The organism is Terriglobus saanensis SP1PR4 (genome assembly GCF_000179915.2).
GTDB classification, from domain to species: domain Bacteria; phylum Acidobacteriota; class Terriglobia; order Terriglobales; family Acidobacteriaceae; genus Terriglobus; species Terriglobus saanensis.
Window position 1 is genome coordinate 3,563,045 of the sequence record NC_014963.1, and the last position, 19,925, is coordinate 3,582,969.

Here is a 19,925-nt window from a genome sequence, read left to right on the forward strand (position 1 = left end):
AGAAAGTTGCTACGAATGGTCAACTCTACGGAAATCGATCCCGGCAAGAAACGAAGTGTTCACGCCCTGGAGGCGACGAACTTCTTTCTAGCCGACGTGCAAACCGGCCTTGGGCCATTTCTCGCTGCCTACCTGGCGGGAGCCGGTTGGGAACCGGGGCGGGTCGGCATGGCGTTGACCATCGGCGGCAGTATCACAGTTGTTCTACAGGCTCCGGCTGGCGCGATTGTCGATCAACTCAGATCGAAGAGACTGATCCTCGTACTTGCCTCTGCTGTGCTCGCGGTAGGAGCTGTCCTGCTCAGTATCACGGCTGCACCTTGGGCCGTATACACGTCCCAGGTCCTGATCGGAGGCGCGGGGCCATTCCTGGGACCGACACTCGCGGCGGTCACGATGGGAATTGTGGGCATGACGTTCTTTGATCGCCAGTTTGGGAAAAACCAGTCCTTCAACTCGGCGGGCAACGTGGTGTGTGCGCTTCTGATTGCAGGCATGAGTCACTTTTTCGGAAACCGAGCCATCTTCATCACGGCTGCAGTACTGACCATTCCCACTGTGCTCGCGATTCGAGCAATCAGCAGCAAGGATATCGACTATGACCTCGCCCGTGGCGGAGCCATTCAGGTAGACGGTAAGGAAGTCGCTGCGAGAGTCTCCGTGATGAAAACACTTCTTGGAGACCGAACTCTCTTGATCTTTCTCGCCTGCGCTTTCTTATTCCACTTTGCGAATGCGGCGATGTTGCCGCAACTCGGCGAGATGCTTTCTCATGGTTCGCGGGCAAGCGCTGCTCCGTTCATGTCGGCCTGCATCATCGTCACGCAGGTTGTCATCATGTGCTTCGCCCCAGCTATCGGACGATTCGCCAACCTGCATGGCCGGAAGCCGTTGCTGATGGTCGGCTTTGGCGTCCTTCCCGTCCGCGCGCTTCTATACACCTTGACCCACAACACGGAGAGCCTGATCGCTATTCAACTGCTGGACGGGGTGGCGAATGCCATCTTTGGAGTGGTGTCGATCCTCGTTGTGGCGGATCGAACTCGTGCCACAGGCCGGTTCAATCTCGTTCAAGGTAGTCTCGCAACAGCGGTCGGGCTTGGCGCAGCTCTCAGTACGACGTTTGGCGGGAAACTCATTCAGCACTTCAGCTACCGCATCTCTTTCCTATCTCTGGGAGCTATCGCCGCCCTCGCGTTTGTCCTGCTGTGGACCGCGATTCCCGAAACGCTTACGAGCGCGAACGAACCAAATAAAAACACATCCGCCCCAATTAGTCCCCAGGAGCTTCCAGCATGAATACGCTCGCACCCAAACGTCTTTTTCAACCACAACCGCCCGACCCTGCCGGTGTCGTTAGTTGGGTCCACTTTGGCGATCTCCACATGACGAAGGTTGGTGAGCAAAACCTCCTCGACCTAGCGGGAATCGTGGATGAGGTCAATCAAGCCTTCGCCGACTCTGTAAGTTTCGTCTTCCTGCCTGGAGACGTGGCCGACGACGGTAGCCGCTCTGCCTATGCAGTCGTGCGCGGCGAGCTCGACAGCCTGGAGGTATCGTGGTGTGCCATCATTGGCGACCACGATGTCCATGAAAAGAGCTTCGCAAACTTCAAGGAAGCGATGTCCGAGCAAACCCACTATGCCTTTACGGTAGGAGAAACGCGGTTCTTGGCGATGAATGCCTTCGATGTGCCTGAGCCTCCTTCGTTCACTGTGTCGGAAGAACAACTGCGGTGGGCAGAGGAGGAGTTGAAACTGGCGACGAAGAAAGGCCAGGCCAAAGTTATCTTGTTGCACTGTTACCCCAGCGATCTGAAGGTTGGCGGAGAAGAGGTGAGCCGTCTCGTCCGTGAATACGATGTACGTTTGATCGATATGGGCCACACGCACTACAACGAGATCGCCAACGATGGCCGGACCCTCTACTTCGCCACACGTTCCACGGGGCAGATCGAAGAGGGGACAGTCGGCTATTCAGTCACCAACATCGACGGCAACGTAGTGAGTTGGCGATTTATAGAGCTGGGCAAATTGCCCGTTGTCATCATTACTTCGCCGAGTGATGAGCGGCTTCTGACAAAGTCCAGTGAGATACCGCAAGAAACGTTGAAGGTTCGAGCGAAGTTCTGGAGCGAGGCCGAAGCCATAGAAGCTACCGCACATCTGGACGGGCGGGCGCACCCGATGAAGCGCGTAAACGACAGTCACGTTTGGGAGGCTGAAGTGCTGACGCCCCATGAAGGAATCCACCCATTGAAGGTGTCCTTCAAAGATGCGCACGGAAAGTTCGCGAGCGACAAGATTCGTCTCGCTGTGGGACAGCGCACGGAACGGGAGTCCGAGCAGCGCGATCAAGACAACGCACTGGAGGCTTGGCCGGAACATGGGCTGCTCGGAACCCAACTCGGACCGAACAAGAACGGAAAGAAGTGGTGATGATTCCGATAGAGATTGCTCACGTTGTACTGCCTCTAATTGTCGCCGTCAGCATCGCTCTGATGTTGTCGCGTCCGCGCGGGATTCCCGAAGTCTGGTGGATCTCCGGCGGAGCGCTGCTGCTGATCGTTCTGCATCTTGTGCCGCTGAAGTTAGCTGGGCAGGCGGTAGCCAAGGGCAGCGACGTTTACCTGTTTCTCATCGGCATGATGCTCCTCAGCGAACTTGCGAGGGAACAGGGTGTCTTCGACTGGGTCGCATCCGTAGCGGTTCGCGGGGCTCAGGGAAGCTGCTCACGTCTGTTCCTTCTTGTCTATGGAGTGGGGACGTTAGTGACCATCTTCATGTCGAACGACGCTACCGCAGTCGTTTTGACGCCGGCGATTCTGACGGCAGTGCGTAAGGCGAAGGTCTCGCCACTTCCATACCTGTTTGTGTGTGCCTTGATCGCAAACGCTGCGAGCTTCGTACTCCCCATCTCAAACCCGGCAAACCTGGTGGTCTTTCATACGGGTATGCCCCCGCTCGGCACATGGCTCGCAGACTTCGGCATTCCATCAGTGCTTTCAATCCTTGTGACATTTTTCATCATGCGCTTTCTGTTCCGAGACGATCTCTGCAAGAGCATCGAATGCGAGGTCGAGGATATAGAGCTGACCGGCAACGGCAAGCTGGTTCTTGCTGGTCTAGCCCTGATGATTGTGGTCCTCCTGACGGCCTCCGCCTTGAAGAAGGATCTGGGTCTACCGACATGCCTCGCTGCGCTTGTGATTACTGCTGTGGTCTCCATCAAGACAAAAAGCAATCCCATCAAGCTTGCACGCGAGATTAGTTGGGCGACACTGCTGCTCGTCGCCGGTTTGTTCGTCATGGTCGATGCGGTCGAGAGTCAAGGAGCTTTGAACCTGACCCGGCAGTGGCTCGCCTGGGCATCCCATCTGGGGCAGAACCTTGGCGCGCTGGTCGTCGGCTTCGTCGTCGGAATAGCGAACAACATCGTGAACAACCTGCCGCTGGGATTAATCGCGGGCGGCACTATCCAGGCCGCTCATACGAAGGGGTTGATGGCTAATGCCGTTCTGATCGGCGTAGACCTCGGGCCGAATCTCTCCGTCACCGGTTCGCTGGCTACGATTCTTTGGCTGCTTGCACTTCGCAAAGACTCGGACGAAAACACAGGCGGAGAGAAGCTCGACGTGAGCTTCTGGAAGTTCTTGAAGGTCGGTGCGGTGGCAATGCCTGTCGCGCTGTTTGCCGCACTCGGCGGAGCAATCCTGATGAACATACTGATTGGGCAACGCTAAACATGGAGGAGAGTCTCATGGATGCGAACGCCGGATGGATTATCCCTTTCATCATCATCGGAGGTGCGCTACAGAGTTGCGGAGCGGCCATGAACGGTCAACTCAACAAGCATGTCGTGAACCCGTGGCTTGCTTCGGCTATTTCCTTTGCGCTCATAACCTTCTTTTTTGCAGGCGCTACGCTGATTCATCCCCAACCGCTGCCCACACAGAAAGATTTGGCTGAATTACCCTGGTGGGCAGTCGTCGGAGGTCTCGTCGGAGCAGTACAGGTCTATGCAGGTCTCACGTTCGTTAATAAGGTTGGCGCTGGGCCGTTTGTTGGCTTTACCGTGACTGCCGCCCTTATTACGTCACTGTTGATCGATCACTACGGCTGGTTCAGGATGCAGCCTCACCCGCTGAACGCCGGCCGTATCATAGGCGGCGTTCTCTTGGTTGGCGGCATCAGCCTCATCGCCAGATTCTGAGGCGCTCTATGTCGGGCCTGGCTGGCCAAAACCGGTAGTCACGGGTGGAGCGGAGTTAGTGACCGACTCAAAGGTAGATACGCGAATATCGCCTTCGATGCTGCACGCAGCAGAGGGGACGTGTAGGAAGGGCGGAACGAGTTGCCACGAAACCTGCTGGCTGAGGTCGTTTACGACACCATCTTAGTTGTTGCGGCGGCAATCCAAAAACCAATGGCCCATTTCGGGGCCGTGAATCGTGCGAGAGGTCGAACATCCAGACGTGCCATCGGTCGGGCGGATGATAAGGTATTCCATCCGACCCCTCTGCCAGTAAACATACCCTAAGAGCGAATCTTGGGCTCAGCCCCTTCAAGGGAGAGCTCGAAGACCGTGCCGCGTCCTACGGCACTTCTCACTTGCATTGACGAACCGCACCTCTTGAGAATCTCAAGACTGAGCCAAAGTCCAAGACCGTTGCCCGCCGCGCCCTTGGTTGTATAAAAGGCTTCGAATACTCGAGCCAGAACTTCAGGGCTCATCCCAATACCCGTATCCGCAACGGTCAGACGAACACATTGCTTACCCGTTCGGCTGTTCACGAACTTCCGGATGCGAAGGATGAGACGGCCACCGGTTGGCATGGCATCCAATGCATTACCTACGAGATTCGCGACCACCTGCCGCAACTCTCCCTGCGGCGCGGAGACGAAAACACCGCGAGGCAGCTCCGCCTGGACTTTCACTCGCGAGGTGCTGATGCGTCCGCGAAAGAGATTGAGTACTGTGTCTGCAAGATCGGCCAAGTCGAATGTCGTAAGGCCAGCCGGGTCCTGGTAGAACCGAAGCGTGTTCGTGGCAATTTCCGCCACCCGACTCAGCTCACCCTCAGCTTGTTCGATGTACTCCGAACGCTTTGTCTCCGAGGATTCCGAGCGAATGAGGTAGAGGAGACTCATGACAGCGTCTACCGGATTTCTAATCTCGTGAGCAATGGATGCGGCCAGACGTCCCGTGACGGCAAGCTTTTCAGCTTCGATGAGCGCGTCTTGGATCTTCCGACGCTCTGTTCGATCAAGCACAGTACCGATGAATCGTGTGGCCACTCGTTGCCCGTTCTGCTCCTCAAAGAAAGCTTTGCCTTTGCCTCCAACCCAACGAACGGTGCCGTCTGGGTAGAGGACACGGTAGTCCAGCTCGTACAACCCTGTTCCTTTTGGATCAAGGGCGTGCTCGACCATAGCCTCGACCAGAGCGCGATCATCAGGGTGTACGGCTGATAGAAAGTCTTCGTAGCGGAAAGCAGCGTCAGCAGAGAGACCGAAGATCTCTCTACATCTGGGCGAACTGCGGAGTTCATTCTCTGGAAGTGTCAGGTGCCAGGTACCGACACCAGCTGTCTCCGCAGCCAGTTGCAGCGTTTCTTCGATTTTCACGGGGTCCTGGCAGATTCTAAGATTTTGTGCGGTACCTCGGGACTTCGCCAAAACCGCCAGTCGTTCGTCGTTCTGTCGGATGGCACACTTTGCAGGCAGCTTTCCGCTTCAGCACTTCCTGACTTCGGATGACCGCCAACTCTCGTGCGTGTAATCAGATAGATGCCATATAGGAGCACCTTGTTGTTCGGTGTCTCTGGAGGACTTTGAAAGGAACCCCAAACGCCGAGGATTTGTCTATACCATTTGGCACATCACAAACAGCGCCGCAGGCAGTAACCGTACGCTTCGCGACGTGCTTCAGGCAGATTCGCAGAGTGGGACGATCGTAAGCCGCCAGAACTTCAACCAGCGTTTACTTTTGGATCGCATGGTCGGAGTAGGGTCGCTGCGCATGAGGGCCAGCTCTTTGGCCTCTTCAATCAGCTGCTCGGACTCACAACCGCCATGGGCCTCGTTTTACTGAGCGTGAGCGCAGTTATCCTCTGGTGGAGGCGCAGGCAGGTTAGTGTCCTCGGTGCTCCTATACCGGTCGGGAAGCCACGCTGCCCGTGCCTCTCATAGCAAGTGTTCTTGCCCTAGCGCTTTATCTTCCGGCGATGGCCGTCTCCCTGATTGCCGTGATTCTGTTGGAAAGTCTTCTGTTGTCCCGTATCCCTGCTGCGAGCCGTTGGCTCGGTCTGGCTTCGTCGCCCTAGCGCCCATCCTATGTGCCTGCTCTTGGACGCACGAACCTTGCTCATTTATCTCTTGTTACGAATCAACCCTTTCGAAACCGCCTGATGAGAATCTCTCACTTGAATCGAGGTCTTTTCGCAGCATCTTCATTACTCCCCTTTGATTCCTTCCGAATCTGATCTCCGATTGAGTGTGCCTTTTTGAACGTGCCCTTTGCGCGTGCACTCCAACCGCGCCTGCGTCTCCACGCCCGAGCAGCCGGCACTTTCCCGGAGACAAAAGGATGTCAGCTTCAACGATCGTTCATCATTGTGTGTTTCCGGTAATCTGGGTAGCTTCGTTCATCGTTTTCACAGCCCAGGAGCTCCGCTTAGAAGAAATTCGAAATCGCAAAGGAGAGCAAATGAACAGATATCAACAAGGGGGCCTCTTTAAGGCAAGGCTCCGCTCTTAATGACCCAAAATCCAGAAGATTCGCAGGACGTACCGGTAATATCCTTCTAAAACTTCAATGCACAGAAGAACGCTTACAAGAGTGGGTCATCCAGCACCCTGAGACACTCCACCCCAACTCGATTAGCCGCGATTATGTTACGGATCAAGAATGCGTTTCGTACGTCAAGATTGAGGATTGGCCGCATCTGGAAGATGCGGTGCTGGGATGCCATGAAGACTGGGATTTTGGGACCTTCGACGTGCCGAGTCCAACCAATCAACGGACGTTTCCCCAAGCCTTGCCCGCAAGCCGTCACAGCCCTCTCCTACCCATCGCAGCTCCTATTCCGGCGGTTACTGCCATCGCAAACGCTCCCCAGAATGTGACTCTTAAAGAGCCCTTCCAGATGGAAGCTCCGCCCACGTACGAGGCTAACCCCCCTAATAGGGCAAGCGTGAGCAGCGATCCAAGGACGATGAAAGTAGCCGCGTGGGACTCAGGAACCAGTAAGGCGATACAAAGAGGAAGCGCCGCTCCAGCAGTGAAACTGGCAGCAGAGGCGAGCGCAGCTTGAACTGGCTGTGCGTTCGTTTCTTCTGTGATGCCGAGCTCGTCCCGAAGGTGCGCGCCAATCGAATCGTGCCGCATAAGCGCACTTGCGACCTGGGTGGCCAAACCGTGATCGAGGCCTCGGCGGACATAGATTTGTGCGAGTTCTTCGTGTTCGGCATCAGGATACGCAGCCAATTCTGATTCTTCCCTCGCACGTTCGGCGGCCTCCGTATCAGCCTGGGAGTGGACAGAAACGTATTCCCCAGCAGCCATTGACATCGCGCCGGCCGTAAGGCCCGCGATTCCCGAAAGGAGAATGCTGCTGTGCGATGCGTGCGCACTGGTAACGCCAAGCATGATGCTGGAAACAGAAATGACACCGTCGTTGGCGCCCAAGACGGCAGCGCGCAACCACCCGATTCTGTCGTTCTTGTGGTGTTCATGATGTCCACGAGTCATTTCATCTCCTGTGTACGGACCGACGAGAAACGTCGCGATAGCGCAGGGGCCTTGAAACTATTGGCCGACCAGGGCAGCGACGGCGAGCTCCGAAGATCCATGACTCTCCAGTGAGGGGAGGGATACCGTAATACGGATTCCGCCGCCCTCACGGTTCGCGGCTTCGACCGATCCTCCATGAACACGAACCACCGCCCGCACAAATGCGAGACCCAAACCATGACCGCGTGAGTTCTTGCCCTTCACTCGACGTTCAAAAAGATGAGGAAGAACATCCGAATCGAACCCAGGACCGTCGTCTTCGATAATAAGAAGCGCCACCTCGCGAGCTGCTTGAACAGACACCCATACCGTTCTGGAGGGTGGAAGATGCTTGATTTCGTTGTCCAAGAGATTCGCAATCACTCGATGCAGGAGGGCCGCGTCCGCTGATACGTAAACAGCTTCCATGATGCGGACCTGGAGCGAACACCCGCGTTCGCTAAAGCTCGGCTCGAAGAAATCTGCGATTGCGCCGACCAAGCTTGCGAGATCTATTTCGGCAGGCGAAACCCTCAGTGCATCAGCCTTCGCTTCTGACACATCAAGGGTTGTGTTCAGGAAGTTGTTCAGGCGGTCTAACTCCTCGATAGCGGAGACGATTCGTTCCGTCGGATCGGTGGATGCACCAGGCAACAATGCAGCTTCCAACTTGCCGCGTATGGCTGTGAGAGGACTCCGCAAATCATGCGCGAGAGCGTCGGTAATGGTATGTAGTTGGCCTACCGTCGCTTCGATGTGGTCAAGCATTTGATTCAGAGTGCGTGCGAGGCGTCCGATTTCGCCTTTTTCTTCTGGAGCAGGAACTCGGCTGCTCAAGTCGGCCCGTCCGATATGAGCTGCAACGACTGCTATGTTGTCTACCTTTCGGAGCATCCTCCATGTCGCATAAAACACAACGAGGAAACCGAGCAGAACGATGACGAGCCACAGCGCGAGGAACCGCAGTCTTAGATTCCTGAGGACGCGGAGTTCATCCCTCTCAGAGAGGCCTAGATAGATGTAACTGCCGTCCGCTATCTTTACGCTCGCAACACGAAACGGAGTCGCAAAACCTCTGATCCGAACGTCGTAAGGGGAGTCGCCTCGTGCAGGAACCGATCGTATTGCCGCGACGGCGGACGCTCTATCTTCGGTTCCCACCCAGAGAGCATCGTCACCACCCGTGCCAACCTGCAGGAAGAAGACGGAATCACTTCCGTTGCCAGAAGACCGATCTCGATTAGGCACTTCGCGGCTAGCCAGTTCAGCAACTTCTCTAACGACCTTGTCGTAGAGTCGGTCCTTAGGGGTCCGGCCAGCGACATCCCCGAGCACTTCAACTTCTCCGGATAGCCAGGTATCGCTTCTGCGTTGAATGTCTTTGGCTACAAAATTCTGCAAGCCCCAGAAGACGAGCAACGATCCGATTGCAAATGCGAGCGTGGCCCACAGGGAGATACCCCAAGCCTCGCTATGAATCAGCGATCTAGTGCGTCTGGAAGACATACCCAACACCTCGTAGAGTCTTGATGCGTGACTCCGAACCTTCAGGATCAATTTTTCCGCGGAGCCGATACATATGGACGTCGACCATGTTCGTGTCGGGTTGAAACTGCATACCCCAAACCTCGGCAAGCAGCATTGAACGTGTAACCACTCGACCAGCGTTGCGGCAGAGATATTCGAGCAGTAAGAACTCTTGCGGGGTTAGGTTTAGCAGTTGCCCGTTCCGAGTCGCCCTACGTTTGACGGCATCGATCTCCAGATCATGAATCCGAATATGGCTGATGTTTTCCTTTTGCGATGCCAATCGAACTAGATTGCGGATGCGAGCGACGAGCTCAGCGGCGGCAAACGGCTTTGTAAGGTAATCATCCCCACCCAGTTCGAGACCCTTCACGCGTTCGTCGACCGAGCGTCGCGCAGAAAGGATAAGTACAGGGGCCTTAATCCCTGATCTGCGAAGCCGCAGAATGAGGTCGATTCCGTCAAGGTCAGGTAGGCCAAGGTCGATGATCAAGGCATCAAAGACGTGCTTCGTCACCTCCTCGAGTGCCGAAGTAGCATCGTCAGCCGTTTGCACGTCCCACCCAGCATCAATCAACGATTGTTTGACGAAGCCTTGAATCTCCAGTTCGTCCTCAACCAGCAAGAGTCGCATATGGGCATCGTAAGCCAACTGGCGCTGTGCCGCACAACGTCGGTTGCAGATGGCACTCTGCACACACGACTTATCGGTAAGTCTCCTCTCAATCTGACCAAATCGTAATCGAGTGTCAGTCGTCCGAGTGCAATCACCGATGTGCTCTCCCGTCTAACGAACTGAGCACGTGGGAATGACAGGCCTTGGCTATTGAGAACGGAGGTTGTCCGTGTTTGCTTGAGTTCTCGGCTCAGAGCCGGTCTTACCAAACTGACCATAACGTCATCGTTGCGCTCGTAGGGATGTTCTATAAGCGAACTAGCAGCCCGATACGGACAGGCGTTTGCGATTTATAACTCTGAGGTCTTGCAGAACGATGAGAGAAACGGCTGAAGGATCGATGTCACGGAGTCGCCAGATTGGTCTTATCGCAATAGGCTTCGCGGCGGCCGTTGTGGTGCTTTTCGGCGGTGCGGACGTTTACTTGCGATTTGGGCATCCTCCGGTCGCAGCAGTGGACCCATCGTTTCCGATGGAGGCGCAAATTGTTCACGTACCGATGAGAGCAAGAATCGCGAGAGAGATGGAATCACCCCCTTTCGAAGGTAGCGAGCAAGCTTACGAAGCGGGAGCCGTCGTCTATAAGGCGCAGTGTTCGCAGTGTCACGGTCTCCCCGGGCATGACGTGGATTACACAAAGTGGATGTACCCGCGCGCACCGCAGCTCTTCAAGAAGCATTCCAAGGGCAATGTCGTTGGTGTAAGCGACGATGAGCCGGGCGAGACGTATTGGAAGGTAAAAAACGGCATCCGGCTCACGGGGATGCCCGCTTTCCAACACATACTGAGTACCGAGCAAATGTGGGACGTCACGCTGCTGCTGAAATCTGCCGACCATCCCATGACGGAAATCACTCAAGAGAAACTCAAGAATTAGAACTCCGCAAAAAAGAGTCAATGCGTTCACGCATTTCGGCTGAGGGCCTACTTTAGATGACGACTGCTCACATTAACCGCATCGCAACCGCTGTACCAGAGCACGAGGTGTATGACTCATTCGTCGTCTTTGCAGAGAACATGCTGGAGGATCCCAGATTGCGCTCGGTCTTTCGTCGCATGGCGAGCCCGTCGGAGATATCCCACCGGCATTCGTTTTTGAATCCTCACATCGAACCTGAGTGTGCGATGGCGTTTGGACCTGGTCTGACGGCAGAAACGATGCGCTTTCATGTGGTCTAAACCAAAGATCGATTTGAGTCAGAGGGTGTCTCCACGTGAACTGCCCGAGTTGATGGATGGACCTTGTACATATGAGGAATTCCGTGACTGCCTACGCAGTCTGGGAAGAGTAAATCGTTGGTTCCTGGGGTATCGGCCCACACTGGCTTGGCTGGAGGGGATACCGCGCGACCTGCGGGAACCCATTCACATCGTTGATGTGGGCAGCGGGGGCGGCGATCTGCTGCGTGAAATTGCGATTTGGTGCAAGAAGTGGGGCGTTGCCGCAAAGCTTACGGGAATCGACATGAACCCTCATGCAGCGCGCGCAGCGGCGGAGTCGACCCCGGCAACTCTCGGAATCTCATGGGTGACGGGCGATGCCATGCGGTACTGTCCGGAGAACAAGATCGATGTGATCGTTAGCTCGCTGATGACCCACCATCTGGAGAATGAAGAAATTGTTGCTCTGCTCCGGTGGATGGAGACGACGGTGCAGCTAGGTTGGTTCATCAATGATCTAGAGCGAGCGGAGTGGAGTTATCGCATGTTTAGCTGGGGCCGGTGGCACTCCATTGTTCGACATGACGGGCCTGTGTCATTCCGAAGGGCCTTCCGAAGTGAGGACTGGAGTCATCTGCTGGCCGAAGCTGAGGTCCCGCAAGAGGCGATGACGCTGGAGCATTGGCGGCCTGGAAGGTTGTGTGTGGGGCGATGGAAGGGAGGTCAACCACTATGAGCCAACTTGTTCGCGTGAGTTCCGGCGGCTCGAGATTCAAGACGGTTCTCTGGATTTCGCTCGGTATCACAGTGCTGTTCGTGTTCATCACTTCAGAACTGCTTCTCATTACCGACTATCCGATGTACCACGCCTACCGGCTGCAGGTGATTGCTGACCGCGGCCTGCTCATTCCGCATACGGTCGCAGGTACCCTTGCTCTCGTGATCGGCCCCATCAACTTGTCTTCGCGATTCCGTCAGCGCCGACTTGGACTGCATCGCATCCTCGGTCGCGTGTATGTCGTATCGGTGTTTGTGGGTTCATTTACTGGAATTGCTCTCGCCGCAGGTCGCCCGGGTCTGCCCGGAACGTCCATGCAGGCTGCTGCTTGGATGGTCTGCACCACCGCCGCTTTCATCACCGCCCGCAATCGGCAGATCATGCAGCATCGTCAGTGGATGACGCGCTCGTACGCGGTCACGTTCACCTTCGTTTCTAGTCGAGTGCTCAACCTCTGGCCGCGATACTGGAGCCATCTCGGAGACGTACTCTCCGCTGTTGGAGTGATCGCTTTCACGCTTGCCTCCCTGCTCATTGTCGATATTGGTTTCAACTGGCACGAACTCACCACCCGTCGCGACTGATTTGGGCAAGACACGGTTTCGAATGGAGATAGAAGCGACATCGTTATTTCGCGAAGTCAGTTCCTACCAGGTCAGAACTGACAACAGGCCCATAGCCCCCAAGCTGTCCGATGACTACCGCCACCGCAGGATCGTCGCCCTCCAAGACCCAGACAGTCACATCTTTCGGCTGGAGCCCGATCATTCGGGCAAACAGGCTCACGATACTCCCCAACACCGGATGAACGCGAAACACTGTCGCTTGGAAGGTCTGTCCTCCCAACTGAACCGTCTGATCGCTCTGTGGCGAAACTTCGAGATGAACTAAACGACCACCTCCAACTGCAGCTAGCATTCCCACCCGAAACGGTGCCGTATCATGCGGCACATTGAGTAACAAAGTACCGACCATGCCGTTCGCCAAATCAGCCGGCAATGCCATGTGCTTGCTTTGGTCGTGAACCTTGCCATCTCTGTCTACGGATCTGAAGGTTACTGTGCCTGTGGCGGCGTGCACCGTGAAGTCGACAGGCTTCGTAAAGAACGGGCCCTTCTGTAGGTGATGGTTGCTCACTAACCGAAACGTTCCGCCTTGGGTATACGTTGTCTCCTCGTCATCAATCGAGCCATCGCCAAAGCGATATGTCAGACGCATCATTACTTGAGAGCCATGCACAACCTGCGTGAACTCACCACTCGCAATGGTCTTTCCGTCGTCTGAGCGGGCCACCATAAATCGGTGCATAGGCTTTTGATTATGCCTCACCGGGATGGACTCCGCGATCGCCTTTGCCGCAAAGGCGAATACCGCAAGCACGACGATCAAGAGGTCACTACATCTCATCGAGTCACACCGTCCTTCATCATTAGACGGGTTAGCAAAACCTGCTCATCCTGCCCAAAATGACGATTCGGCCAGAATGTCATGCCGAAGCGTTTTCTAGTCGTCTACTACATACAGCCGTCCACGAAACAAACCACGTGGATCGCGAGTGTATGAATGCGTCCTCGAAGCGCCAGGAGAGATAGAGTTGCAAAGCGAAGTACTTATAGTCGGCGGTGGAGTGGCAGGCTGTGCAGCCTCGATAGCACTCGCTCGAAAAGGAAGAATTGTCACGTTGATTGAACGTGAGGCGACCCCACGCCATAAGGTCTGCGGAGAATTCTTGAGCGGAGAAGCCTTAGAGGACCTTCATGGACTTGGGATAGACGTTTCCACGCTAGGTGCTGTTTCTCTGGGCTATGTTCGTCTAGCTGCGGCAAGACGGGCCGCCGAGGCTCCCTTACCGTTTCTTGCGGCTTCACTCACACGCAGAGCCCTCGATACTGCGCTCATCGCCGAGGCTATCGCTGCGGGAGTTCAAGTCTTGCGTGGCCGGAGTGTGAAGTCGCTCACCCGCACGATCACCGGTCTCTGGCAGGCTACGCTCGAAGACGGTACCAGCTACGTAGCTCCAACGGCCTTCCTCGCTAGTGGTAAGCACGATCTCCGTGGACACGGGCGGCCCAGGGATCCTCACCAATGGGTAGCCTTCAAGATGTACTACCGACTGTCTCCTACGCAAACCGCCGACTTGCAGGGAGCATCGGAGTTGACTCTCTACTCCGGAGGTTACGGTGGTATCCAGCCTGTCGAAGATGGCGTTGCTAATTTTTGCTGCGTGGTCAAGCGGCATTATTTCGCACAGGCGGGGCTGCGCTGGGAGGGACTCATAGCGAGGATGCAAGAGGACTGCCCCCACCTTGCTATGCGTCTCGCCGGCGCCGAACCCCAGATCGATAAGCCTATAGCCATTACGCACATCCCGTATGGTTACTTGCGCCGCACAACCGACGAAGGGCTTTACTGCATTGGAGATCAGGCCGCGGTTATTCCCTCGTTCACCGGAGATGGCATATCTATCGCACTGCATACGGCTCGGTGCGCTGTCGCCGCCTTCACCGCGTCGGAGTCCGCCCCAGTGTTTCAAGCGAAATTGCGGTCGGCGATGCTTCCCCAGATGTGGCTGGCGGAAGCTGCTGCAAATGGATTGAACAACCCATTCGCACGCGCCATCTTGCCATTCGTTTTGGGAGCGTGGCCCGGAGCGATGCGCGTGACTGCTAGGCTCACACGCGTAACCCAGCCTGCGGTTGTTCTTCCACAGGCCTTAGCAAGCTGAGGTGAGCTGCGACCGAAGCGATAGTCGGTAGTAGCGGCCATTCAAAGGGGAAATGAAATGAAGTTCTTCAGAATCATGTCTCTCGTGGTCAGCCTGGTTCCAGCCGCATTCGCCCAACACCAGACCTTCACCGTTACACCGGACGCGAGCGAGGTCAGAATCAAACTGAACACAACCCACGAGGTTGTGAATGGAACCTTTCACGTCCAATCCGGGTCGATCAGTTTTGATCGCGCCATCACCCAGATCTCAGGTCTGGTTACTGTTGTAGCTGGCAGCGGAAAAACGGGAAATGACAGCCGCGACAAGAAAATGAATAAGGACATCCTCAAAGTCGACCAGTTCACCACCGTGTCGTTCGCGCCAAAAGCGTATCGCGGAATGATTGTAGCCTCGGGCGATTCCACAATCCAGGTGAGCGGGGTCTTTACATTGCTGGGCACTGGACACGACATTACCGTTCCAATGCAGATACGTATCGTTGGATCCACGGCAACGGCAAAGGCTCAATTCGCTGTTCCGTATGTTCAGTGGGGTCTCAGGAATCCGAGCTTTCTCTTTTGGAAGGCGGAGAACGACGTTGCGGTGGATCTGAGCTTAGTCGGTTCGGTGTCAAAGTAGGCTAAGAACGAATCTGGGAAAGGAATACGTGGATTTTCTTCTAGCTATCGGTGTTCTGCACTCAATCTTCCAATATAGCCGAGCATCGGAAATTCCTTGCATCTCCTACAACTGCAACATCGTTCTCAGCCGACTCTTTGTTGAAACCGCTAGGCTTAGACGTTGGTACTTCAGTGCATGACGACAGTTTCGGCGTCGTGGTTCATAACCATGGACGCAATATAGGGACGCCCCAGCAACAGCACGGCTAATGCAGTGGCCGCTGTGCCTGATAGCAGCGCGACAATGGAACTGGCACCGAATGTGCCAATGCCCACGGAGACAAGCGCGCCTGTGCCTGTTTGCAGGAAGCCCATCAGTGCGGAGGCGCGTCCGGCGTTTTGCGAAAACGGCGCAAGCGCCAAAGCAGCCGAGTTCGGATAGGTGAGGCCAATGCAGAAGAGGAAGACAAAAAAAAGTACGAGTGTTGCTTTGAGGCCGACGAGATGGCTTTCAATCCCGGCGAAAAAGATGCTGCCAATGAGCACCTGAAGAATGAGTGCGAAGAAGAAAATCTGCTGGCTGTTGAAGCGGCGCAGAAGAAAGATGTTCACCTGACTACCACCAATGAAGCCCATGACGAGCACGGCAAAGACGATGCCGAAAGCCTTGGTGCTCATGTGGAAGCCGTCCATGAAGATAATGGGCGAGCCTGCGACGTAGGCAAACAGGCCGGCGAAGGAGAACGCGCCAGCAAGCGTAGATGAGAAACTGCGGCTGACTGAGGATGGCCCAGAAACCACCCAGCAACGCTCTTGGCCGCAAGGAAATGGAATGGTCCGGCTGGTGGCCTTCGGGTAGAAAGAAGAACGTCGCCGTCAGGATAACGAGAGCGATAAAAGCCAGTGTCACAAAAATCCAGCGCCAGCCAAAAGCCGACATCAGGAGACTACCAACCGTAGGTGCTGCCAGAGGAGAGACGCCGATCATCAGGAAGAGCAACGAAAAGATGCGCGCGCTTTCCTTGACAGGAAAAAAGTCGCGAACCATGGCGACAGCGGCTACCTGGGCAACGCATCCTCCGAGCGCCTCGAGAAAGCGAAGTGCAATGAATAGCTTGAGCGTAGGAGCTGAAGCACAACCGACGGAAGAAAGAATGTAGAAAGTGAGACCGACGTAGAGCGGGGGCTTCCGGCCGAAGCGGTCCAGAAGAGGGCCATAAATCATCTGTCCGAGTGCAAAGCCCACTAAATACGTGGAGAGCGTCAGCGAAATCGCTGCGGTGGAAGTCTTGTACTGTGCGGCAATGGTGGAGAACGCTGGAAGATACATGTCGATTGCGAAGGGCGTTACAACGCAAAGAGATCCAAGAAGTATGAGGATTAACGTGTTACGGCGTTTGTACTGCACCATCCTGCGAATCTGCTCCTTTAACAGCGATCCCGTGTGATTTGCGGGGGTTCCGCAAGGGGCGGAAGGCCTCAGATAACAGACTCCTCAAGGGAGCGATTGGGTTCAAGAATTGAGGACTGAAGCAAAGTCCCACAGAAAAGCCCCGGACGAAATCCTGGGCCTGAAGCAAACAGACGTTTCGGCCTCGACTAAGCTGCCTTCTGCTTCCCTACGTGTGTTCTTTTTGGGGAGGCCTTCACGAGCGGAGATTTCTCGGATTTGCTTATGTTTCTAGGCTTGGATGGCTTCGGTTGCTTCGGAGCGAAGAGCAGACTACAAGATTACAGGCATCGTACGATGCCTACGACGATCATACCGTTCTGGCGCCGCCAGCCGCAGTCTCTTCACACAACTGGCGTGGCTCACCTGAGCTGACGTCGTGCTTGGTATGTTCTGTTCCGAACTGCGGTCTGGTTTTTCCGCGACATCGACATAGCGAAGCTGCAAGTGGGGAACGGTGGACTACATTTCCTCCTCATCACCAATCGGCATACCAGGTGGTGTTGTAATCGCCTTCGCTCGAACGAACTTGTCCGGGCTCTTGTTGAACTCGTTGATTCGTTCGATCATCGCTAAGCGATGAATGGCCTCCGCGCTGTCAGAAGGCGGGGGCTCTGTTGTCCACTGCTTGAGAAGGTCTTCAATGTGGTAACGCGCGATGGCTCGCGCTTGCGAGGCGGCGTCGGCGTTCACCGCCAAGGAAAGCATTGCTTCAAGCCCACGAAATTCGACCGCGCGCATCACTTCTGAACTGACGGTATGGCCTCCTTCGGTTCGCTCTGCAGTCGTCTTGGATACCTTCTCCATCATGACGCGGAGGCTAGGTCCTTTGCTGCCGTCTGCGGTGTCGCGCATATGGTATTGCAGTAGCCGGGACGCGCGCGCTGGATCGAACAACACATTCAAAGTGAGGTCGGCCGCTGCTTCGGCCGCTGCTATCGGATCGAACGCCAGACCGGTTTCACTTGGGAAAGATTCCTGCGTCCGTGGGTATCCAGGCGGCACGGGCGGGAGGATTGTCAGCAACGACTCTGGCAGCGTCAGCGTATCCGGCTCCAGGGTCTTCAACACGGCGGTCAAAGCGGCATCCTGTTCCTTCAAGGGAACAATCGCCGGAGCCGGCTGTCCGTCGCCGCGGAGGTTGTACTCGTAACGCAGCCCGCCGATCAGTTTGATCGTCGCCTCCGTCTGATAGCGGTGGAGCAGAAACAGCGGCACCAGCGTCTGCTCAAGCTGCGCCATCGGTGTACCCTTGCGGATTGCATCCTCGCCGAAGTGCGCGAGTGCCACTTTGCGGACATCGAGAATGCGATTCAACTCTGCTGTGGCATCCGGCCCGTTGTCCCAAAGATGCGCAACCGGACTTGCGGAGCCGAAGGGCCGTGCGTCATCGTCGCTAAGGAAGGAAAGTTTCCGATTCTGGGGATCCTCTAGAATTCGCGACAACGCTGACTGCTCGTCGATGTGTGGTGCGAACTGACGGTATCCGTAATCGATCACGAGCCTGTCCCACGCACCAATACCCGTTGCGTACGCGTGGGATAGATCCACGTTTCCTTCTTTATCCAACTGGATGTTCGGATGCGGATAGTCCATTACGCTAGTTCCCTGCCCAGAGCTGGATGCTGCGAAGTTGTGCACCAGGCCCAGTGTGTGCCCAGTCTCATGCGCGGAAAGTTGCCGCAATCGTGCCAGCACCATCGACAGCATAGGATCGTTCGCCGGCACTTTGCCATTCTTGTAGGGAGAAAGTAGCGCTTCGGCTATGAGATAGTCCTGGCGCCCACGCAGAGAACCCAACGTCACGTTGCCTTTGATGATCTCGCCCGTCCGTGGATCGATGACGGCAGAGCCATAGCTCCATCCGCGCGTGTAGCGATGAACCCATTGGATGATGTTGTAGCGGACATCCATCGGATCCGCGTCGGCCGGTAGCAGGTCGACGAGAAACGTGCCCTTTGCCCATCCGGCCGCTTGAAAGGCTTCATCCCACCAACGGGCACCTTCCAGAAGCGCCGTACGGATTGGCTCTGGCGCTCCGCGATCCACGTAGTACTGAATAGGTGTGACAGCCTCGCAAGCTTTTTGGCAAGAGGGGTTTCTCTTCAAGAGTCGATGCCGTACCAACAGCTTCTGATCGAGGACTTCACCCAACGGAGCCGTGTAGTCGCGGTAATCCGAGCTGAAGTATCCGGCGCGCGGGTCGAAACGCCGGGGAACATAACCCTCCTCCGGCAACGCTACGAAAGAAACCCGTTCGTGCACGGTCATCGCGTGCGCATCCGGCGTCACATCCTTGACGAATTTCGCATCCGTCGTGCTGTCAATCGCAAACGTCAGCTTCGCTTCCACCTCGGTATTCTTCGGAAACGCACGCGTGTCGTCCATAGCGATCACCGAACGGGAAGCGTCCAGGTGATATGCTCCCTGCTTGGTCTCCGCGAGTCGGTTGACCACTCCGTGCACGTCACTGAGAAAGAAATCCGTTGCATCAATGAGTACGGCACCGTTTGTTTCCGCTTCGACCTTAAAGCCCCATAGGACGGACTCCGGAAACGATTGCTTGACGGCCAAGGCTTCCGAAGGGTCCGCTCCAACCCCTCGAAACGCTACGTTGGGTTGTACCAACAGCACCTTCGGTCCACTTCGCTCAAACCTCACAATCCGGCTGTCCCCGATCTGGCCGCGATCAAGGGACAGATCGTTCGAGCCTGTCCCATAGGGCAGTGAGTCGACATAAATCATGTCACTATTTAGCTTTGGCACTTCGATGTACAGCTTGCCTGATTGCGCGTCCCAATCGAGTGGCACGAAACCATCCAGGTGTTTCATGCCCTTTGTTTTCTCCACAATGCTCGCAGGAATAGGGATATCCGCAGCATGAACGAAAGAGAGGGGAAAGACCATAAGCGAAGCGAAAAGGACAAGATTGCGCATGCCGGCATTTAAGCACGTTGCAAGCGGATAAAAACAAAAAAATGGGTCGCCTAACAGTGGCGCGAGGTATCGGATTGTTTCATGCGACAATCCACACTGTTGTTGCTTTGCGAGCTATTTGGATTCCGGCTCACTTTTGGTGAAGCGGATATGAGAGCTTGTGTTCGCCTTATCCGTCCGCGAATTTGGACTGGGTTCAGGACCCAGGGTCTGAGCAGACCGAAGCCGGCGCGGCCGTACATTTGTCGCTTGAGCGGTTTCAGTCGGCGGATGTGACCTTCGACCATGTCGTTGCT

General features: G+C 55.7%; 19 protein-coding genes and 1 pseudogene. 12 read left to right on the forward strand and 8 right to left on the reverse strand.

Features of this window, described 5'->3' with window-relative positions; translation table 11 throughout:
* Positions 1-15 precede the first annotated feature (15 nt).
* The 4 genes from ACIPR4_RS14230 to ACIPR4_RS14245 are packed head-to-tail and all read left to right on the forward strand — an operon-like array spanning position 16 to position 4,212.
* On the forward strand, positions 16-1,299 hold the full coding sequence (locus ACIPR4_RS14230; protein WP_013569361.1) for an MFS transporter: 1,284 nt from the start codon (positions 16-18) through the stop codon (positions 1,297-1,299).
* Complete coding sequence (locus ACIPR4_RS14235) at positions 1,296-2,438, forward strand: metallophosphoesterase family protein (RefSeq protein ID WP_013569362.1); 1,143 nt, start codon at positions 1,296-1,298, stop codon at positions 2,436-2,438. Before ACIPR4_RS14230 ends, ACIPR4_RS14235 begins: the two co-directional genes overlap by 4 nt.
* Positions 2,438-3,742 (forward strand): arsenic transporter, encoded by a 1,305-nt coding sequence (locus ACIPR4_RS14240; protein WP_013569363.1) that lies wholly within the window; start codon positions 2,438-2,440, stop codon positions 3,740-3,742. The genes ACIPR4_RS14235 and ACIPR4_RS14240 overlap by 1 nt, the downstream gene beginning before the upstream one ends.
* A gap of 17 nt (positions 3,743-3,759) precedes the next feature.
* The gene (locus ACIPR4_RS14245) at positions 3,760-4,212 is read left to right on the forward strand and encodes a DMT family transporter (RefSeq protein ID WP_013569364.1); all 453 of its coding nucleotides are present in this window, start codon (positions 3,760-3,762) and stop codon (positions 4,210-4,212) included.
* Positions 4,213-4,535: 323 nt separating this feature from the next.
* Here ACIPR4_RS14245 and ACIPR4_RS14250 read toward each other — a convergent pair whose 3' ends face one another.
* Entirely contained in the window at positions 4,536-5,627 is a 1,092-nt protein-coding gene (locus ACIPR4_RS14250) for a two-component system sensor histidine kinase NtrB (RefSeq protein ID WP_013569366.1), read from the reverse strand.
* Positions 5,628-6,023: 396 nt separating this feature from the next.
* Between ACIPR4_RS14250 and ACIPR4_RS23540 the strand changes: the two are divergent.
* Both ACIPR4_RS23540 and ACIPR4_RS22770 read left to right on the forward strand, forming a co-directional pair.
* Positions 6,024-6,191 (forward strand): annotated as a pseudogene (locus ACIPR4_RS23540) (PepSY domain-containing protein); the annotation flags it as partial.
* On the forward strand, positions 6,179-6,325 hold the full coding sequence (locus ACIPR4_RS22770; RefSeq protein WP_187290187.1) for a hypothetical protein: 147 nt from the start codon (positions 6,179-6,181) through the stop codon (positions 6,323-6,325). The pseudogene ACIPR4_RS23540 and the gene ACIPR4_RS22770, both read left to right, overlap by 13 nt.
* Positions 6,326-7,053: 728 nt before the next feature.
* On the opposite strand, the gene ACIPR4_RS14260 is transcribed toward ACIPR4_RS22770, so the two are convergent.
* The 3 genes from ACIPR4_RS14260 to ACIPR4_RS14270 are packed head-to-tail and all read right to left on the reverse strand — an operon-like array spanning position 7,054 to position 9,934.
* Positions 7,054-7,752, reverse strand: coding sequence for a VIT1/CCC1 transporter family protein (locus tag ACIPR4_RS14260; RefSeq protein ID WP_013569368.1), 699 nt, complete (start codon positions 7,750-7,752; stop codon positions 7,054-7,056).
* Between the two features lie 57 nt (positions 7,753-7,809).
* Positions 7,810-9,279: a sensor histidine kinase gene (locus ACIPR4_RS14265; RefSeq protein WP_013569369.1), complete on the reverse strand. Its 1,470-nt coding sequence runs from the start codon at positions 9,277-9,279 to the stop codon at positions 7,810-7,812.
* Positions 9,260-9,934, reverse strand: coding sequence for a response regulator transcription factor (locus ACIPR4_RS14270; protein WP_013569370.1), 675 nt, complete (start codon positions 9,932-9,934; stop codon positions 9,260-9,262). The genes ACIPR4_RS14265 and ACIPR4_RS14270 overlap by 20 nt, the downstream gene beginning before the upstream one ends.
* Before the next feature lie 565 nt (positions 9,935-10,499).
* On the opposite strand from ACIPR4_RS14270, the gene ACIPR4_RS14275 reads away from it, so the two are divergent.
* The 4 genes from ACIPR4_RS14275 to ACIPR4_RS14290 are packed head-to-tail and all read left to right on the forward strand — an operon-like array spanning position 10,500 to position 12,499.
* Positions 10,500-10,853 carry a c-type cytochrome gene (locus ACIPR4_RS14275; RefSeq protein WP_245536351.1) on the forward strand — a complete coding sequence of 118 codons (354 nt, stop codon included), beginning with the start codon at positions 10,500-10,502 and terminating at the stop codon, positions 10,851-10,853.
* A gap of 56 nt (positions 10,854-10,909) precedes the next feature.
* A complete protein-coding gene (locus ACIPR4_RS14280; RefSeq protein WP_013569372.1) occupies positions 10,910-11,155 on the forward strand; it encodes a hypothetical protein in 246 nt (81 codons plus the stop codon).
* A gap of 25 nt (positions 11,156-11,180) precedes the next feature.
* Entirely contained in the window at positions 11,181-11,873 is a 693-nt protein-coding gene (locus ACIPR4_RS14285) for a methyltransferase domain-containing protein (protein WP_245536352.1), read from the forward strand.
* Positions 11,870-12,499, forward strand: coding sequence for a DUF2306 domain-containing protein (locus tag ACIPR4_RS14290; RefSeq protein ID WP_013569374.1), 630 nt, complete (start codon positions 11,870-11,872; stop codon positions 12,497-12,499). The genes ACIPR4_RS14285 and ACIPR4_RS14290 overlap by 4 nt, the downstream gene beginning before the upstream one ends.
* 43 nt (positions 12,500-12,542) lie before the next feature.
* Here the strand turns inward: ACIPR4_RS14290 and ACIPR4_RS14295 are convergent, their stop codons facing one another.
* Positions 12,543-13,304, reverse strand: a complete 762-nt coding sequence (locus ACIPR4_RS14295; RefSeq protein ID WP_049780942.1) for a hypothetical protein — start codon at positions 13,302-13,304, stop codon at positions 12,543-12,545.
* A gap of 166 nt (positions 13,305-13,470) precedes the next feature.
* Here ACIPR4_RS14295 and ACIPR4_RS14300 point away from each other — a divergent pair, with 166 nt between their 5' ends.
* Positions 13,471-14,640, forward strand: a complete 1,170-nt coding sequence (locus ACIPR4_RS14300) for an NAD(P)/FAD-dependent oxidoreductase (protein WP_281046806.1) — start codon at positions 13,471-13,473, stop codon at positions 14,638-14,640.
* A 57-nt stretch (positions 14,641-14,697) separates the two neighbouring features.
* Positions 14,698-15,261 (forward strand): YceI family protein, encoded by a 564-nt coding sequence (locus ACIPR4_RS14305; protein WP_013569377.1) that lies wholly within the window; start codon positions 14,698-14,700, stop codon positions 15,259-15,261.
* Positions 15,262-15,431: 170 nt separating this feature from the next.
* On the opposite strand, the gene ACIPR4_RS22965 is transcribed toward ACIPR4_RS14305, so the two are convergent.
* The 3 genes from ACIPR4_RS22965 to ACIPR4_RS14315 form a co-directional block, all read right to left on the reverse strand.
* Entirely contained in the window at positions 15,432-15,920 is a 489-nt protein-coding gene (locus tag ACIPR4_RS22965; protein WP_222829234.1) for an MFS transporter, read from the reverse strand.
* Positions 15,859-16,653 carry a Bcr/CflA family efflux MFS transporter gene (locus tag ACIPR4_RS14310; RefSeq protein ID WP_222829235.1) on the reverse strand — a complete coding sequence of 265 codons (795 nt, stop codon included), beginning with the start codon at positions 16,651-16,653 and terminating at the stop codon, positions 15,859-15,861. Before ACIPR4_RS14310 ends, ACIPR4_RS22965 begins: the two co-directional genes overlap by 62 nt.
* 501 nt (positions 16,654-17,154) lie before the next feature.
* Entirely contained in the window at positions 17,155-19,524 is a 2,370-nt protein-coding gene (locus ACIPR4_RS14315) for a zinc-dependent metalloprotease (protein ID WP_144312690.1), read from the reverse strand.
* Positions 19,525-19,925 lie beyond the last annotated feature (401 nt).

What these genes read in the sequence shown, in the direction of transcription:
- ACIPR4_RS14230 (WP_013569361.1), top strand. Translation starts at nt 16, where the DNA reads ATGGTCAACTCTACGGAAATCGATCCCGGCAAGAAACGAAGTGTTCAC.
- ACIPR4_RS14235 (WP_013569362.1), top strand. Translation starts at nt 1,296, where the DNA reads ATGAATACGCTCGCACCCAAACGTCTTTTTCAACCACAACCGCCCGAC.
- ACIPR4_RS14240 (WP_013569363.1), top strand. Translation starts at nt 2,438, where the DNA reads ATGATTCCGATAGAGATTGCTCACGTTGTACTGCCTCTAATTGTCGCC.
- ACIPR4_RS14245 (WP_013569364.1), top strand. Translation starts at nt 3,760, where the DNA reads ATGGATGCGAACGCCGGATGGATTATCCCTTTCATCATCATCGGAGGT.
- ACIPR4_RS14260 (WP_013569368.1), bottom strand. Translation starts at nt 7,752, where the DNA reads ATGACTCGTGGACATCATGAACACCACAAGAACGACAGAATCGGGTGG.
- ACIPR4_RS14265 (WP_013569369.1), bottom strand. Translation starts at nt 9,279, where the DNA reads ATGTCTTCCAGACGCACTAGATCGCTGATTCATAGCGAGGCTTGGGGT.
- ACIPR4_RS14270 (WP_013569370.1), bottom strand. Translation starts at nt 9,934, where the DNA reads ATGCGACTCTTGCTGGTTGAGGACGAACTGGAGATTCAAGGCTTCGTC.
- ACIPR4_RS14275 (WP_245536351.1), top strand. Translation starts at nt 10,500, where the DNA reads ATGGAATCACCCCCTTTCGAAGGTAGCGAGCAAGCTTACGAAGCGGGA.
- ACIPR4_RS14280 (WP_013569372.1), top strand. Translation starts at nt 10,910, where the DNA reads ATGACGACTGCTCACATTAACCGCATCGCAACCGCTGTACCAGAGCAC.
- ACIPR4_RS14290 (WP_013569374.1), top strand. Translation starts at nt 11,870, where the DNA reads ATGAGCCAACTTGTTCGCGTGAGTTCCGGCGGCTCGAGATTCAAGACG.
- ACIPR4_RS14305 (WP_013569377.1), top strand. Translation starts at nt 14,698, where the DNA reads ATGAAGTTCTTCAGAATCATGTCTCTCGTGGTCAGCCTGGTTCCAGCC.
- ACIPR4_RS22965 (WP_222829234.1), bottom strand. Translation starts at nt 15,920, where the DNA reads ATGAGCACCAAGGCTTTCGGCATCGTCTTTGCCGTGCTCGTCATGGGC.
- ACIPR4_RS14310 (WP_222829235.1), bottom strand. Translation starts at nt 16,653, where the DNA reads ATGGTGCAGTACAAACGCCGTAACACGTTAATCCTCATACTTCTTGGA.
- ACIPR4_RS14315 (WP_144312690.1), bottom strand. Translation starts at nt 19,524, where the DNA reads ATGAAACACCTGGATGGTTTCGTGCCACTCGATTGGGACGCGCAATCA.